Origin of the sequence: Sphingobacterium sp. JB170 (genome assembly GCF_900163865.1) — a bacterium.
Classification (GTDB): domain Bacteria; phylum Bacteroidota; class Bacteroidia; order Sphingobacteriales; family Sphingobacteriaceae; genus Sphingobacterium.
This window is the reverse complement of record NZ_FUKU01000071.1, coordinates 46,744-62,032: the sequence shown is the minus strand read 5'-3', so window position 1 is coordinate 62,032 and position 15,289 is coordinate 46,744. Positions and strand designations below refer to the sequence as shown.

Here is a 15,289-nt window from a genome sequence, read left to right as displayed (position 1 = left end):
AAAATTAAATCGACCAAAATTAAAATACCCCTTATATCTCAGCCCTAAAGGCCGAAACTTTTAGGATTGTATTTACAAATGCTGAGCCCATGTATGCCTTTTAAAATAAATTAAAAGTTGCAGTCATAGAACAGGGCAAAAACAATACGCAGGTTGCTGAACAACTGGACAAAGAAACGAAACCACTATTTGCCCTTGGACTAGCAATGAGGTGTAACTTAGTTTGGATGCCTTGGAGCAGATAGCCGAATTGCTAAAAATGGGATTAAGGAATTATTGAATTCAATTAGCTAAATGTGTACCAAATCCACGACACAGGACCATTGAGAGTAATACTTGTAGAAAGCCCACCGATTCTAAACAGTTCGGGAGGCATTTCGGATTTAAGTTTATATTTTTCCGTTACTATATTTTAATCGAATAATTGGCTCGCTATCAAACAAACTGGACATAATGAAATACAGACTATATTTAATAATATTCTTTTTGGTTCAACAATCCGCATTCGCCCAAGAAACTATTTTATGGAAGGTATCTGACACGACAAATAATACGGAATCGTACATTCTTGGAACGTTTCATCAATTTGGAAATTCTTTCGTTGATTCAATCCCAGAAATTAAAAAGGCTCTATTGAACTCTGAACTTGCGGTTTTTGAATCGATCGATAAAGTGGACGATACAAGACAAATGATTGAACGGCGACAATCATCGCTCGAAATTGAAAAGAAGTTAAAGAAAAAAGAGTTAGAGAAACTTAAGGAAATTACCAGAAATTGGCGTGTAGATTTACATAAACTAAAACCTATAGAGATTCGATGGAAGCTTCAACAGCAATTTCAAAGGACTATATGTAAAACGACCAAACCAACGGATACATTTGATCATCTCGACAATTATCTAATACATATGGCGGAAGAAAATAATGTAGAGACTTATGGGCTGGAAACAGATAGTTTACAGTTAACATTAATTCAGAAAGAATATAAAGATACAGACTGGAAAAAAGAAAAGAAACATATCCGTTATTGGATTAGGCAAATGACAAGTGACAAACCAGATTTGGATGCTTGTGATCGCGCTAATAGGTATCGAGTATTTGATATAGAATATGAGTTTGAAAAAGAATGTGAAAGTGATGTACTACTTTTTCAACGAAATAATAAGTGGATGGAGACTATTCCCGATTTGTTGAGAGAGAAAAATATTTTTATTGCTGTCGGATATTTTCATTTGAAACGAAAATGCGGCATTCTTGAACAGCTAAGAGCCAGAGGATTTATACTTGAAGAGGTCGAGCTAAAACGTGCGGTAAGCACCATGTAGTTTTTCTTGTTGGATTATTGTTTAAGTATTTTTCCTCAGGGGTCGAGTTAACTAGCTCCGCTCCGACAAAAAGCATCGATAAGTCGAAAACTTTTTAAAATTAGAAAGGGCTGTAAAACCTATGAGATAGAAATATTATCCATCAAATTGTGGCTCTCGCGAAAATATCTACGTCGTTAATCCAGAAATCGGTTGTCAATTTGCTTGTTTGCTTTAGCTCCTAAAGTTTTTAAATTTTCAACTTTCCGGATTACATTCCCTGATCCTGTGCTGAGTTTTTTCATCGCATCATTGTGCTTCTCAGCAGCTTTTTGAAGGTGAGTATCAATCTGCTGCATATCCGCGAGAAAGCCTACAAATTTATCATATAACGCCCCGGCTTCTTTAGCTATTTCTAACACATTTCTATTTTGACGCTCTTGCACCCATATACTAGCGATGGTCCGTAGCGTTGCTAATAGCGTTGAAGGGCTAACAATAACGACCCTTCGATCCCATGCGTCTGAAAATAGATCCGCTTTCTCTTTCACAGCAACACTCAGGGCGGACTCAATAGGCATGAATAATAAAACAAAATCCGGCGAATGCACATCGTACAAATCTTGATAGTTTTTGCTCGAAAGCTCGCGTACATGATTCTCAATCGACTGTACGTGCTTTTTCAAATACTGCTGCTGTTCTTCTAGCACCTCGGAATCAACCCAGCGCTCATACGCTGTGAGCGAAACTTTAGAATCGACGATCAGGTGCTTATCTTCTGGTAGCATAATAATGGCGTCTGGAATTTTCCGACTTTCATCATCTTTAAAAACGGATTGTAATTGGTACTCTTGATTTTTCACTAATCCGGATCTCTCCAAGACCCGTTCAAGAATCACCTCTCCCCAATTTCCCTGTTTCTTACTGTCCCCACGCAGCGCACGCGTCAAGCTGTTTGCTTCATTTTTAATTAACAGACTTTGCTGCATCATTTGCTCTACAACTCCTTTAAGCACATTCCGTTCAGCAGATTCGTGCTGGTAGGTACGTTCCACTTTTTCCTCAAAAGTTTTGATTCGCTCCTTCAATGGGTTCAGGATTTGATCCATTTGCAGTTGATTAACAGAAGTAAATTTCTGAGTCTTCTCTTCTAAAATTGTGTTGGCTATCTGTTGAAACTCTAGCTGAAACTTCTCTCTTGTCTTATTAATATCATCTTGTTGGGCAGAAAACTTCTCCTGCTGTGCCTGAAGGAATGCATTGGTCGCTTCCAATGTACGTTCAACTGAAGAGCGTTCTTGACGTTCCTTCTCCAAGGCGGCCTCAAGCTGCGTATTGGTCTGCGCTAATAACTGCTCCCGCTCTTCTATTTTCGCCAAATTTAGCATGGTCGAATTGCGCTGTTCGAGTAGTGTCTGATATTGCCGCTGACTGACTTTTTTGGCATTGAGCCACACGGTCACAATAAGTAACACAACAAGAATAGCGATGATAATAAAGAGAAAAACATCCATATACTGTATAATCTATAGGAGAAGGGTAAACAACTACAAGGAAAACGACGCTGACTACTGCAACTTCTGATGTGTCTTCCACCACAAGTCCGGCATATCTCCATCAACGGCTTGTTGATAATCTTCATATCGACAGGGAACCAGATAGTAGCGCTCATTTACAGATTTCGACCCGAAATAGGGCACTTGCATCCACCACCTGTCGGATTTCCTGCTTTTTACAAAAACAAGCTCATAATCATCATTAACAAGCGTTGTACGATAAATCATATAATCGGATTTGGGAACAACGGGGGCATCATGTTTCCGGTTGTAAAACCCATCAACAAAACACCAAATCATTTGCGCCACTAAACTCGCTGTTAGTCCCATAGGATCAAAAGTAGGGTTCAGTTCATAGAACCCAACCGAAGAGCACTTATCGGACATACCAGCATACCGAGCAAGCTGACATGCTTCATCACCGTAGAGCCCATTCGGGTATGCATTCACATTTCCTGGCGCTTCAGACGCACGAATTGCACCAATATCGAAACTCACCATATCAGCAGCGCGAATGAGTGGTTCGGCTTGATCCAATTTGCCGGAAATAGCACCAATGCGCATCGTATTAAAGTAGATCTTATCATACATGTTAATAGACTCTTTACTGACAAGATACGTTTGATAGGCGATATTGCTTAAGTTAAATAAGTAATCCGGTTCGTGCAAAATTATCTTATTCAAAAATGTATTGGAGGTTAACCTTGCATCCTCTATTCCCTCTTGGTCGACGTCGAACTTGGAATCGATAACAGCAACCTCCACACGCTGCTCAAGTCCCTGATAACCTAAATATTGTCCGTAAGTGATATCATGCCCCCCGCCCATAATAACAGGAATGATATTCTTTTTCAGCAACTCCTCGGTGACCGTCTTCACCGCAAAATAGGTGTCGTTAATTGTATTTCCGGCTTTAATATTGCCTAAATCGGCCACCCGAACAGCATAGTCTCCTTGATATAATTTATAAAAATGTTTCCGTATAGCATCAGGTGATTTTTTCGTGCCGGCATTATCCACCGCACCACGCTCTTCCTCAACACCAAAAAGTGCTATCTGCGGACGGGTTTGTTCATCTTCTAACTCCGGGAATTCCTGTTCATATACGGAAATAAACTTCCCGAATTGGGAGCTATAATAACCTTCTTCGGGGTAAAAAGATTGAACGGATACCGGCGTAAAAAAATCGACTAACGACATATGATTGTGAAAATGATATTATAAAATAAGAAACAATGTACTGAGTATTTCGCAAATATGCATTTATTAAGCTATTTTTGGAAACAATAAGTTTTCAACAACAAGTTAACAAGTGATATTAGTAACAGGCGGCACAGGATTTCTGGGATCAACATTAATCAAATTCTTAATTGACGAGGGTTTAGCGGTCTTGGCTACTAAAAGACCAACATCGTCGATTCCTGAGTCATTAATAGCTTCATCCCTTGTGCAATGGATTGATGCAGATATCGCTGATTATTTCGCCTTAGCAGACGCATTTACTGGCGTTACCCATGTCTATCACTGTGCAGCTAAAATATCCTACCAAAAAAGCGATTGGGCGTCCATGTTGCACACCAATATTGAAGGCACACACCACATCGTTAACTTATGTTTAGAACATGGTGCGCGGCTTGTCCACGTCAGTTCAATAGCATCTTTAGGGGAAAGTAAAAACGGTGAACTTATCGGCGAAAACAGTAAGTGGGATGAGGGCGCTAAAAATTCACGTTATGCGATCTCAAAATACGAAAGCGAAATGATCGTATGGCGCGGAATCGTGGAAGGATTAGACGCCGTGATCGTTAACCCTTCAGTCATCATGGGCATAGGCACCGGCAGAAAATCTGCAGGAACGATATTTAACATGGTGAAAAAAGGATTGAAAATTTACCCGCCGGGCACCGTCGGCGTCGTCGACGTGACCGATGTTGCTAAACTGATGATCATTTTAATGAAAGACACCTCAATTTCTGGGGAGCGATATGTTTTAAATAGTCAAAATTTCACCAATAAAGAGCTTTTAGAGCGGGTAGCACATGTTCTGAACAAACCCGCCCCAACTATAGCGGCCAAACCATTTATGTTAAGTATTGCCTGGCGCGCCGCTCATTTAATTGCGCTTGTAACACGAAAAAAAGCGGCCCTTACACGAGAAGGAGCAGAAGCATCCGCCGCAAGCTTGGCATATAGCAACAAAAAGGTAACCGATAGTACAGGATACATTTTCAAACCTGTTGAGGTAACTTTGCAGGAAATGAGTAAAGAATTCAATACATAATCCCATAACAAACCAAACCAACGTGAAAAATTACTATATCATCGATTTCGATAGTACCTTTACACAAGTCGAAGCTTTAGATGAGCTGGCACGTATATCCTTGGAAAACCATCCCGACAAAGACGCGATCTACAAAAAGATAGAGAACTTCACGAATTTAGCGATGGAAGGAAAAATATCTTTCCGTGAAGCCCTCACGGGACGCGTGAAACTACTGAATGCCAACAAAAGCCATCTAAATAAACTAGTCAGCCGCTTAAAAAAGAGCGTCTCGAGATCATTTGAGAGAAATAAAGAATTTTTTAAAGAAAATCAAGATACCGCGTGGATTGTTTCGGGCGGCTTTAAAGAGTTCATAACCCCGGTTGTCACTCCCTATCATATTAAAAAGGAAAATATCTATGCCAATACTTTCAAATTCGATGGGGAGGGAAACATCATCGGGTATGACGACACAAACCCGTTATCTGACGAGGGTGGAAAGGTAAAACTTTTAAAAGAATTAAAAATCGATGGACGCATCTATGGTATAGGTGATGGGTATTCCGATTTTCAGTTGAAGGAGTCGGGATTGATCGAAAAATTCTTTGCCTTTACGGAAAACATCTCGCGACAAAGTGTGACGGAAAAGGCGGATCATATCACACCAAGTTTCGATGAATTTCTATATGTCAACGACCTTCCTCGCGCTATATCATACCCTAAAAACAGGATACTCTGTTTACTGGTTGGCGACGTTCCCGAAATTGCTGCACACATATTAAAACGTGACGGCTTTTCCATACGCATAAAGGACACCTTCGAGGAAAAATACACCAAAGATGTAGGAATGCTGCTACTGGCCGATGGCGTTAAGCTTAACGACGAGCAGCTCGCGCGCGCAGATAAGTTAAAAACCATTGGCGTGCTCGGTGATAGCAAAGAAACGATCGACAGAAAAATTTGTACCGAGAAAGGGGTTGTTATTTTCGATGATAAGAAATTAAAAAAACGCAATGCGGAGTTCATCCCTCGCCGAATGGCCGATTTCATCAACAACGGTGATACCGACATGAGTCGAAATTTCCCAAACCTGACCTTGCCGCGATTAACGAAGGCTCATCGGTTGTTGCATATTCACGAGAATGTTCCGGGTATCATGGCACAGATTAATAACGTCTATGCAGAAAACGGCATCAACATCATCTCCCAGTTCCTAATGACCAAAGGAAATCTCGGGTATGCAGTTACTGACGTCCATGTCGCTTATGACAAGAAGATGCTCAAAGAGTTAAAGCAAATCGATAACACGATAAAATTCCGGATACTATACAAGTAACGGACCATTCACGTGTTAATTAAAAGAATAAACAGTTTGGGGAGTCACTAATTTGTCCAGGTGGATATCATAGCGGTCAACATCCGCTATCGCAGACACAGGCTCAAAGAATGACACTCCAACCTTTACACAGTCTTTTCGGCACTTGGCTAAAAATCGGTCATAAAAGCCTTTACCATAACCAACTCGATTCCCTTTTTTATCGGCGACTAAAAGGGGAACAATAACCATATCGAGGCTCGACTCTTTAATACGGACGCCAGCCTCAGGCTGAACGATTCCCCACTGGTTCTCAATGAGGTTCAGCTTCCCCGAATACAAAAAGTGATCCATGGAATAATCGTGTGGATTGGACCTACTAATTGCTAGCGAAATTTGCGAGTAACGTTCTTCAAGTCCCTGTATATAGTCCCACATATTCGGCTCATTGTTCCTTAATATCGGTAGAAAAGTGTGTACATATTTGATAGTCGAGTAATCAAAATTTAACAAACGCTCCACTATTTGCTGGCTATAAGTTGTTATTTCTGCGGCCGAAAGCTCGGCTCTCGCTTTCCGGTATTGTATACGTAAAGACGTTTTATCCATTTACTTTAAAAAAAACGGTCCTGTCGCCCGTAGGGGTAAACAAGACCGAATAATCAACCTAAACCAAATTCTTATTTGACACGCTCGAGGTAATCACCTGTACGTGTATCCACTTTTACTTTATCGCCTTGGTTAATAAACAAAGGAACTTTTATTTCTACTCCGGTCTCGACAGTCGCATTCTTTAACGCACTTGTCGATGTGTCGCCTTTCACAGCTGGTTCCGTATAGGTAATTTCCAATTCAACTGTGGTGGGTGCGTGCGCCATGATGGCTTCTTCGCTCTCAAATGAAACGATCACATTCATACCCTCTTTCAAGAAGCGTGCAGTATCACCAAACAGTGCTTTGGGAATATTAAATTGCTCAAAGGTGTTGTTGTCCATCACTACAAAAAAGTCCGCATCGTCGTAAAGATACTGATAGTCGTTGGTCTCTACTCGTGCAATTTCGACTTCTTCATCGGTACGAAAACGATATTCTACCAATTTACCGGTGCGCACATTACGCATTCGCGCCTGGTAAAATGCGCGGAGGTTTCCTGGAGTACGGTGGATATATTCTTCTACCGCAACTAGTTCTCCATTAAAACGAAGTATATTTCCTGATTTCACTTCAGATGCTTTCGACATAATAATACGTTTGGGTTTAATAACACAAAAGTACAAAATATAGTCCTGTAATTAAAATGTGTCGGCAGCGTTATTTATAGGATAGTATATGAAGGAATGCATCGCAAAATGGGTATTCTTTTTCCTGATTAGATGCCACAATGAGGATCCGATTCTCATGAATGGTTTTTTCAATAAGAGAAAGATACCACGCTTCTCCTGCAAGATCAAGGTTACTTGTTGGCTCATCCAGCAGCACAATACCGCCCATAGAGCAGCAAGCAAGAACCAACTTTACACGTTGTTTCATCCCTGAGGAAAAAAAACGAATTTCCTTGTCGATCGCTTTTTCAAGCTGCAGTAGCGCGATGACCTCGTGTAAATTATAGCCCTGAAGATAAGACTTAAACTTAAAATGGAATTCCAGCATTTCCTTGAGCGTGAATTCTTCAATGAGTTCCACATAAGGAGCTGCTATGGTCAGCTCCCCGTAAATGTCCTCAACTGTAATATCCCCTTGGGATTGATTTTGGTAAACTAAACTTCCTTCACTCGGCGTTAAACTCCCCGAAATCACCTTCAACAAGGTGGATTTCCCCGAACCGTTTGGTCCGAGTATCGCGTATTTCTTTCCGAATGAAAAGGTATAGTCAATGTGGCGAAATATCCACTCTCTATTATACCGCCTACCTAGATTTTGTAAAGTTATATTCAATAACGTCCTTCTTTTAAAGTGAAGTATTTCTTCCTTGATTAAACCCCTTTATGACACCTCTATTCGAGCTGCGGACGAAGGTTAATATCTCATCGCGAAGCTCTGTCGGTGCAAATTCAGCTTCTATCAAATCGAGCGCCTTGGTGAGGTTACGATTCTGAACGAACAACACGCGATAGATATCCTGAATTTCTGTTATTTGCTCTGCTGTAAAACCACGACGTCGTAATCCAACAGAATTAATACCAGCATAAGAAATAGGTTCGCGAGCCGCCTTAATAAATGGAGGAACGTCTTTACGCACTAGCGTACCACCGGTAACGAATGCGTGAGAACCAATTTGACAAAACTGATGTACAGCAACCATACCCGCGAGCACAACGTAATCGCCTACGGTTATATGTCCAGCGAGTGTACTGGAATTCGAGAAAATACAATAGTCGCCGACAAAACAGTCGTGTGCTATATGGCTATATGCCTGAATAAGGCAATTTTTACCGATTACAGTCTTGTATCGATCCTTCGTTCCTCTATTGATTGTAACACATTCTCGAATGGTTGTATTGTCACCAATCTCTACGGTGGTCACCTCGCCTTCGAATTTCAAGTCTTGCGGTTCCCCTGAAATAACTGCCCCTGGAAAAATTCGACAATTTTTTCCGATTCGGGCGCCATTCATGATAGTGACATTCGATCCGATCCAAGTTCCTTCCCCAATAACCACATCTTTATGAATGGTAGAGAAGGGTTCCACTACTACATTCTGTGCGATTTTTGCTTCAGGATGTATGTATGATAACGGTTGTATCATGTTAATTACCTTTTACTTTTACAATTTGAGCCATCAATTCGGCTTCACTCACTACTCTATCACCTACCATGCCAATTCCTTTCATTCGCGCAATTCCGCGACGGATCGGTTCTAGCAGTTCGCAGGTGAAAATAATCGTATCCCCGGGGGTTACCTGGTTTTTAAAACGAGCATTTTCTATTTTTAGAAACAATGTTAGCCAATTTTCAGGATCGGGTACGGTATTCAAAACCAATATTCCACCGGTCTGCGCCATGGCTTCAATCTGTAGCACGCCAGGGAATACAGGTGCATCCGGAAAGTGGCCCATAAAAATATCTTCATTCATGGTCACGTTTTTCAGTCCCACAACATGGTTCTCGGTGAGTTCGAGAATTTTATCTACCATTAACATCGGTTGACGATGCGGCAGAATCTTCATGATCTGAACGGTATCGTATACGGGCACCATATTTGGATCGTATACCTTTACATTTTTTCTGTTTTTATCTTTGCGTATCTGCGCCTTGATCTTTTTGGCGAATGCAGCATTGGCTGCATGGCCCGGACGAGCAGCCATGATATGTCCTTTCAGTGGACGACCTACTAAAGCAAGGTCACCAATCATATCTAGCAATTTATGACGGGCAGGCTCATTCTGATAACGCAATTTAATATTATTCAAGATCCCTTCAGTCGCTACATCAACGGACTTGTTAAATAACCCGGAGAGCTTATCTAATTCCTCTTTACTGACTTCTTTATCAACGATCACAATCGCGTTCGAGAGATCCCCTCCTTTGATGAGGTTGTGATTCAACAGGCTCTCTAGTTCGTGTAAGAAGCAAAACGTACGTGAGCCCGCAATTTCGTCCTCAAATTCTGAAATATTACTAATGGAGGCATGTTGGCTACCAAGCACCGGAGAATTAAAGTCGATCATACATGTCAACCGGTATCCATCCAATGGCATCGCCATAATCTCCACTTTACGATCTTTCTCTACGTAAGCAATATTATCCCTTATCTCGTAATAATCCCGATCGGACGCTTGATCCACCGAACCAGCTTCCAGTAATTTCTCCACATAAATTTTCGCGCTACCATCAAGAATAGGGACTTCTGGACCATCAATTTCGATCAATACGTTATCAATTTGCAAGCCCACTAATGCGGCCATCAAATGCTCAATAGTACTTACCGAAGCACCACTTTGCGTGATGGTCGTACCGCGCGAAGTGTCGGTTACGTTATCAGCATCCACAGCTACAATAGGTGCGCCTTCTAAATCTACGCGTTTAAACTTGTACCAATGAAATTCGGGGGCCGGCTTAATCACCATATTCACTGTCCGACCTGTATGCAAGCCAATACCTGAAATCGAGATTTCAGTTTGTATAGTCCTTTGTTTCACATTCATATCTAACATCAAATTAGCAAATTATCGTGTATCATCATTTAGTTTCTTTAACCGTGCTTCTAACTCCGTTAAGCGTCGTTCGAGCGCCGGTAGTTTGCTGTATATCACCTGCGAACGAAGATTACTACTATAGGGCATCGCCGGTGATCCTCCCCATTTTTTATCTGCTAATGCGATCGTACGATTAATACCTGACTGCGCTTGAATTTGTGACCCGGAGGCGACCTGAATATGGCCTACGACCCCAACCTGGCCTCCAATCACCACCGAGCTACCTATTTTAGTACTTCCCGAGATGCCGGTCTGTGCTGCGACAACGGTGTCTGCCCCAATCTCCACATTATGGGCTATTTGAATCAAGTTATCCAATTTAACTCCTTTTCGAATAATCGTTGAGCCTAACGTTGCTCGGTCGATCACAGTGTTTGCGCCAATCTCAATATCATCTTCAACGATAACATTTCCAATTTGCGGAACTTTGCTGTAGGTGCCATCTGCCTGAGGAGCAAAGCCAAAACCATCGCTACCAATCACTACGCCGCTATGCAAAATAACATTACTACCGATCCTGCTATCGTAATATACTTTCACGCCCGAAAAGAGTGTTGTATTGTCACCTACCACAACGCCATCTCCAATATATACTTGTGGATATATCTTCACATTGTTTCCGATTTTAACATCGCGACCTACATATGCGAATGCGCCCAAATAAACGTCCTGCCCCAGAATCGCAGATTCATGGACAAACGAAGGTGTCTCAGTACCGGTCCGTTCATTACGGAGCCTGTCGTAAACACGCAACAATTCAGAAAATGCTAAATAGGCATCTTTCACACGTATTAGCGTAGCACCTACAGGTTTTTGAAGCGCAAGGTCTTCGTTAACGATCACCACAGACGCTTTGGTTTCATACAGAAAGTGCTCATACTTTGGATTCGATAAAAAAGCTAAGGAACCGTCCTCACCTTCTTCAATCTTAGCCAGCTGATTAACAACCACTTCCTGATTTCCTTCTACGTACCCATGGAGTAACGTTGCTATTTGATTTGCAGTAAATTGCATCTTACAAATGTATACTTTTTATTAATTAAATCTTATCAATTGTTAACCTTCATACAATAAGAACCCAACTTCCTTGGGATAGGAAATCACATACTTCTGTACAGGTTTTGCTAGTGCTTCTAAATTCGAAAGATCTGAGGCTTCCGTAATATCCTGGACGTTACCCAGCTTATTTAAAATTTTGATGCTATCGTGTTCTATGTCGTACGCGCTATTGGCAATCACTTGGGTGTAAACAAAATAGTCTACCTGATCATCGTCGAGCTCAAAATAATCCTTGACATGCTGTTTGACCAATTGCACCTCTTGATCCGTAAAAGGTGTCTTGCGCAATACGGTTCGTGGTAAATCACGATTCATCACCTTGCGACACAGAGCACTTAAAATCTTATCTTCTTGAGACATCCATTCTTTCAATGCAGACATAATATCTGTATCGTCAAGCTTGGTAAACCATTCCAAATGCACCGAATCTTGCAAAAAAGTCTCGATGTCAATCTTATGAGACAAGAAATGTTGTAACGCCTGCGTGGCAAATAAAGACGCACCTTGCGCACTTAGTTCCTTTGCGCGGTAAAGGATCTTGATTAACAACTGCTCGGCCCCCAGGACCGTCTTATGCAGATATACTTGCCAATACATGAGTCTTCGCGCAATCAAAAATTTCTCCACCGAATAGATGCCTTTGGCATCGATCACAAGCTCGCCATCCTGCACGTTAAGCATCGTAATAATACGATCGAAAGAAATGACCCCTTCGGAAACTCCGGTAAAGAAGCTATCCCGATTAAGGTAATCCATCCGATCGATGTCCAGCTGACTGGATACCAATTGATGAAAAAATTTCCTTTGATACTGATCTTTAAAAATCGTTAGCGCAAGGTCTAATTTCCCTGAGAACTCCTTATTAAGCTTATCCATTAGCAGCGACGATATCACTTCATGCGATACCCCTTCCACCAGCGTATGCTCCAAGGAATGTGAAAACGGGCCGTGACCGATATCGTGTAGCAATATCGCGGCTAGTAACGCTTCCTCTTCTTGAAAACTTATCTCCACCTCTTTGCTCCGCAAAGTGTCGATCGCTAAGCCCATCAAATGAACTGATCCGATGACATGCTGAAAACGCGTATGAAGTGCCCCTGGATAAACCAGGTGGGTCATGCTCACCTGCTTGATATAACGTAGGCGTTGCAAAAAAGGATGTTGAACAAGATCGAAAATGAAGTCGGACGGAATGGAAACAAAACCGTACACTGGGTCATTAATTATCTTCTTCTTATTCAATTTTGCCAACCTTTATGATATTTTATCGTTATTTTTGAAACAAACGCCAGAAAGTTATTAGACACAAACCTGCCGTTTGTCTTCTATCTCTTACAAATGAAAGTGTCTCACATTAGTTCATATCTATTTGAAGAAACCTGATTTACAGGGATATTCGCTTGATAATCACGATTTATTAGCTAAACACTAGACGTCTAAATTAAGGGCAAAGATACAGAGAATGAAGTTAATTAGTGTTAAAAATAAAGTAAAAATCTTCCTTTTTGACTATTCTAGTACAGAGTTCAATTTTTTACTGCAGCCGTTATTCAAATAAGCTGGGATAAAATAGACCTCCATCATAAAAACAAACAACACATGGTAAACAAAATACATATTCTTTGGGCCGACGATGAAATTGAGTTTTTACGTCCCCATATATTACTCTTGGAAGAGCGCGGCTATCGCGTAAAGACCGTCAATAATGGCAACGATGCTGTGGAAGCTTTTCAAAATGAACCCTTCGATTTAGTTTTTCTCGACGAAAACATGCCCGGAAAGACGGGGCTGGAGACCTTGGCCATTTTAAAAACAATAAACCCAACGATTCCGAACGTCTTAGTGACTAAAAATGAAGAAGAGCACCTCATGGAGGACGCAATCGGCTCAAAAATTGACGATTACCTTATCAAACCAGTAAACCCCAAACAGATATTACTGACCATAAAGAAGTTTACAGAAAATAAGCGTCTTATTAGCGAAAAGACATCCATGGCCTACCAGCAAGAATTTCGGAATCTTGGGATGACGATTAATGATGACTTGGATGACAAGCAATGGGTTGAAGCCTACAAAAAGCTTATCTATTGGGAACTCTCTTTGCAAAAACTTGAAGATGCAGGGATGCATGAAATCCTTACCATGCAAAAAGCAGACGCCAACACCTTATTCAGTAAGTTTATCGAAAAAAACTACATCAACTGGATTCAGAATAAACAGGACGGGCCTATTCAGTCGCACCAATTATTTAAGAAAAAGGTATTTCCACTTCTAGAACCAGACAAACCCACCTTCTTTTTCCTTATCGATAACCTACGGTACGATCAGTGGAAAATGCTCAATGAAGTCATCACCGACTATTACCGACTCGACGAGGAAGATGCCTACTACAGCATCCTACCGACTGCAACCCAGTATGCAAGAAACGCGATATTCAGCGGATTAACCCCACTCGAAATGGAGCGCCGTTTCCCAGTACTTTGGCAGAATGATGACGATGAAGGGGGCAAGAATATGCATGAGAGCGAATTTCTAACCGATCAAATAAATCGCGTTTACCGCAGAGACATAAAACATTCGTACCACAAAATCTTAACCTTAGAACAAGGAAAGGACGTTCTTGACTCACTCAACAACCTCATGCGTAATGAGCTAAATGTATTGGTATACAATTTCGTAGATATGCTTTCCCATGCGCGGACCGATATGGCCATGATTCGAGAATTAGCCAACGACGAGAGTGCCTACCGCTCGCTCACACTATCTTGGTTTGAACACTCACCACTTTTAGACACGCTGAAATGGTTGGCGCAGCGAAATGTCCGTGTCATCATTACTACTGACCATGGCACCATTCGGGTAAAAAAACCAAGTAAAATTATTGGAGACCGAAATACAAATACCAATCTGCGCTACAAACAAGGCAAAAACTTAAATTACAACGCGAAGGAGGTGTTTCTAATAAAAAACCCACACGACGCGCAGCTGCCCAAATTAGGTGTTAGCTCTTCATTTGTATTCTCTAAAGACGACTACTATTTCGTTTACCCTAATAATTACAATCACTTTATGAACTATTACAACGGAACCTTCCAACATGGCGGGGTATCGTTAGAGGAAATGATCATTCCATTTGCCGTTTACAGCCCAAAGTAGCTACCTTTGTGTATGGAAACCATTGTTAATAGCCTTCACGAACTAGAACTACTGGCGGCTGAAATTTTAAATACCTTCCCCCATGAACGTATCTTTCTGCTTTATGGAGAGATGGGCGCGGGTAAAACGACGCTTGTGAATGCATTTTGCCGCGCTCTGGAGGTAAGCGATGACACATCCAGTCCTACTTTTTCCATTGTCAATGAATATCTCTCACCGCATGCCCCGGTGTATCATTTTGACTTCTACCGCTTGAAACACGAAACCGAAGCATTAGACTTAGGTTACGAAGAATATTTCTATTCTGGGGCCTATTGCTTTGTAGAGTGGCCTGAAAAAATTCCAAACTTGCTTCCAGATAAAGTCGTCAATATAACCATTGAGGTCCTCTCTGCGACCAGCAGAAAAATAATTGCAAAATAAATCACTTTGGTTGCAA

14 protein-coding genes are annotated in these 15,289 nt (G+C 41.3%); 5 read left to right on the top strand and 9 right to left on the bottom strand.

Going from position 1 to position 15,289, the window contains the following annotated elements:
• Nucleotides 1-486: 486 nt before the first annotated feature.
• Nucleotides 487-1,326, top strand: a complete 840-nt coding sequence (locus tag FM107_RS18435; RefSeq protein WP_179204543.1) for a TraB/GumN family protein — start codon at nt 487-489, stop codon at nt 1,324-1,326.
• 176 nt (nt 1,327-1,502) lie between these two features.
• On the opposite strand, the gene rmuC is transcribed toward FM107_RS18435, so the two are convergent.
• Nucleotides 1,503-2,819: a DNA recombination protein RmuC gene (rmuC, locus tag FM107_RS18430; protein ID WP_086949948.1), complete on the bottom strand. Its 1,317-nt coding sequence runs from the start codon at nt 2,817-2,819 to the stop codon at nt 1,503-1,505.
• Nucleotides 2,820-2,873: 54 nt separating this feature from the next.
• Complete coding sequence (locus FM107_RS18425) at nt 2,874-4,061, bottom strand: formimidoylglutamase (RefSeq protein WP_086949947.1); 1,188 nt, start codon at nt 4,059-4,061, stop codon at nt 2,874-2,876.
• A gap of 112 nt (nt 4,062-4,173) precedes the next feature.
• Here FM107_RS18425 and FM107_RS18420 point away from each other — a divergent pair, with 112 nt between their 5' ends.
• The gene (locus tag FM107_RS18420; protein WP_086949946.1) at nt 4,174-5,142 is read left to right on the top strand and encodes an NAD-dependent epimerase/dehydratase family protein; all 969 of its coding nucleotides are present in this window, start codon (nt 4,174-4,176) and stop codon (nt 5,140-5,142) included.
• 22 nt (nt 5,143-5,164) lie between these two features.
• On the top strand, nt 5,165-6,460 hold the full coding sequence (locus tag FM107_RS18415) for an HAD-IB family phosphatase (RefSeq protein WP_086949945.1): 1,296 nt from the start codon (nt 5,165-5,167) through the stop codon (nt 6,458-6,460).
• A 15-nt stretch (nt 6,461-6,475) separates the two neighbouring features.
• Here FM107_RS18415 and FM107_RS18410 read toward each other — a convergent pair whose 3' ends face one another.
• The 7 genes from FM107_RS18410 to FM107_RS18380 all read right to left on the bottom strand — a co-directional run bounded on the left by FM107_RS18410 (nt 6,476) and on the right by FM107_RS18380 (nt 12,936).
• Nucleotides 6,476-7,048 (bottom strand): 5-formyltetrahydrofolate cyclo-ligase, encoded by a 573-nt coding sequence (locus FM107_RS18410; protein ID WP_086949944.1) that lies wholly within the window; start codon nt 7,046-7,048, stop codon nt 6,476-6,478.
• 71 nt (nt 7,049-7,119) lie between these two features.
• Nucleotides 7,120-7,680, bottom strand: coding sequence for an elongation factor P (gene efp / locus FM107_RS18405; RefSeq protein WP_086949943.1), 561 nt, complete (start codon nt 7,678-7,680; stop codon nt 7,120-7,122).
• Nucleotides 7,681-7,750: 70 nt separating this feature from the next.
• Complete coding sequence (locus FM107_RS18400; RefSeq protein WP_086949942.1) at nt 7,751-8,374, bottom strand: ATP-binding cassette domain-containing protein; 624 nt, start codon at nt 8,372-8,374, stop codon at nt 7,751-7,753.
• Nucleotides 8,375-8,387: 13 nt separating this feature from the next.
• Nucleotides 8,388-9,185 carry an acyl-ACP--UDP-N-acetylglucosamine O-acyltransferase gene (gene lpxA, locus FM107_RS18395; protein WP_086949941.1) on the bottom strand — a complete coding sequence of 266 codons (798 nt, stop codon included), beginning with the start codon at nt 9,183-9,185 and terminating at the stop codon, nt 8,388-8,390.
• A gap of 1 nt (nt 9,186) precedes the next feature.
• Nucleotides 9,187-10,584, bottom strand: coding sequence for a bifunctional UDP-3-O-[3-hydroxymyristoyl] N-acetylglucosamine deacetylase/3-hydroxyacyl-ACP dehydratase (locus FM107_RS18390; RefSeq protein ID WP_179204542.1), 1,398 nt, complete (start codon nt 10,582-10,584; stop codon nt 9,187-9,189).
• Nucleotides 10,585-10,605: 21 nt separating this feature from the next.
• The gene (gene lpxD, locus FM107_RS18385; RefSeq protein WP_086949939.1) at nt 10,606-11,649 is read right to left on the bottom strand and encodes a UDP-3-O-(3-hydroxymyristoyl)glucosamine N-acyltransferase; all 1,044 of its coding nucleotides are present in this window, start codon (nt 11,647-11,649) and stop codon (nt 10,606-10,608) included.
• Between the two features lie 42 nt (nt 11,650-11,691).
• A complete protein-coding gene (locus FM107_RS18380) occupies nt 11,692-12,936 on the bottom strand; it encodes an HD domain-containing protein (protein ID WP_086950066.1) in 1,245 nt (414 codons plus the stop codon).
• A 357-nt stretch (nt 12,937-13,293) separates the two neighbouring features.
• Here FM107_RS18380 and FM107_RS18375 point away from each other — a divergent pair, with 357 nt between their 5' ends.
• Both FM107_RS18375 and tsaE read left to right on the top strand, forming a co-directional pair.
• Entirely contained in the window at nt 13,294-14,850 is a 1,557-nt protein-coding gene (locus FM107_RS18375) for a PglZ domain-containing protein (protein WP_086949938.1), read from the top strand.
• 12 nt (nt 14,851-14,862) lie between these two features.
• Nucleotides 14,863-15,273, top strand: coding sequence for a tRNA (adenosine(37)-N6)-threonylcarbamoyltransferase complex ATPase subunit type 1 TsaE (tsaE, locus tag FM107_RS18370; RefSeq protein WP_086949937.1), 411 nt, complete (start codon nt 14,863-14,865; stop codon nt 15,271-15,273).
• The last annotated feature ends 16 nt before the right edge of the window (nt 15,274-15,289 follow it).

What these genes read in the sequence shown, in the direction of transcription:
- rmuC (WP_086949948.1), bottom strand. Translation starts at nt 2,819, where the DNA reads ATGGATGTTTTTCTCTTTATTATCATCGCTATTCTTGTTGTGTTACTT.
- FM107_RS18425 (WP_086949947.1), bottom strand. Translation starts at nt 4,061, where the DNA reads ATGTCGTTAGTCGATTTTTTTACGCCGGTATCCGTTCAATCTTTTTAC.
- FM107_RS18410 (WP_086949944.1), bottom strand. Translation starts at nt 7,048, where the DNA reads ATGGATAAAACGTCTTTACGTATACAATACCGGAAAGCGAGAGCCGAG.
- efp (WP_086949943.1), bottom strand. Translation starts at nt 7,680, where the DNA reads ATGTCGAAAGCATCTGAAGTGAAATCAGGAAATATACTTCGTTTTAAT.
- lpxA (WP_086949941.1), bottom strand. Translation starts at nt 9,185, where the DNA reads ATGATACAACCGTTATCATACATACATCCTGAAGCAAAAATCGCACAG.
- FM107_RS18390 (WP_179204542.1), bottom strand. Translation starts at nt 10,584, where the DNA reads ATGAATGTGAAACAAAGGACTATACAAACTGAAATCTCGATTTCAGGT.
- lpxD (WP_086949939.1), bottom strand. Translation starts at nt 11,649, where the DNA reads ATGCAATTTACTGCAAATCAAATAGCAACGTTACTCCATGGGTACGTA.
- FM107_RS18375 (WP_086949938.1), top strand. Translation starts at nt 13,294, where the DNA reads ATGGTAAACAAAATACATATTCTTTGGGCCGACGATGAAATTGAGTTT.
- tsaE (WP_086949937.1), top strand. Translation starts at nt 14,863, where the DNA reads ATGGAAACCATTGTTAATAGCCTTCACGAACTAGAACTACTGGCGGCT.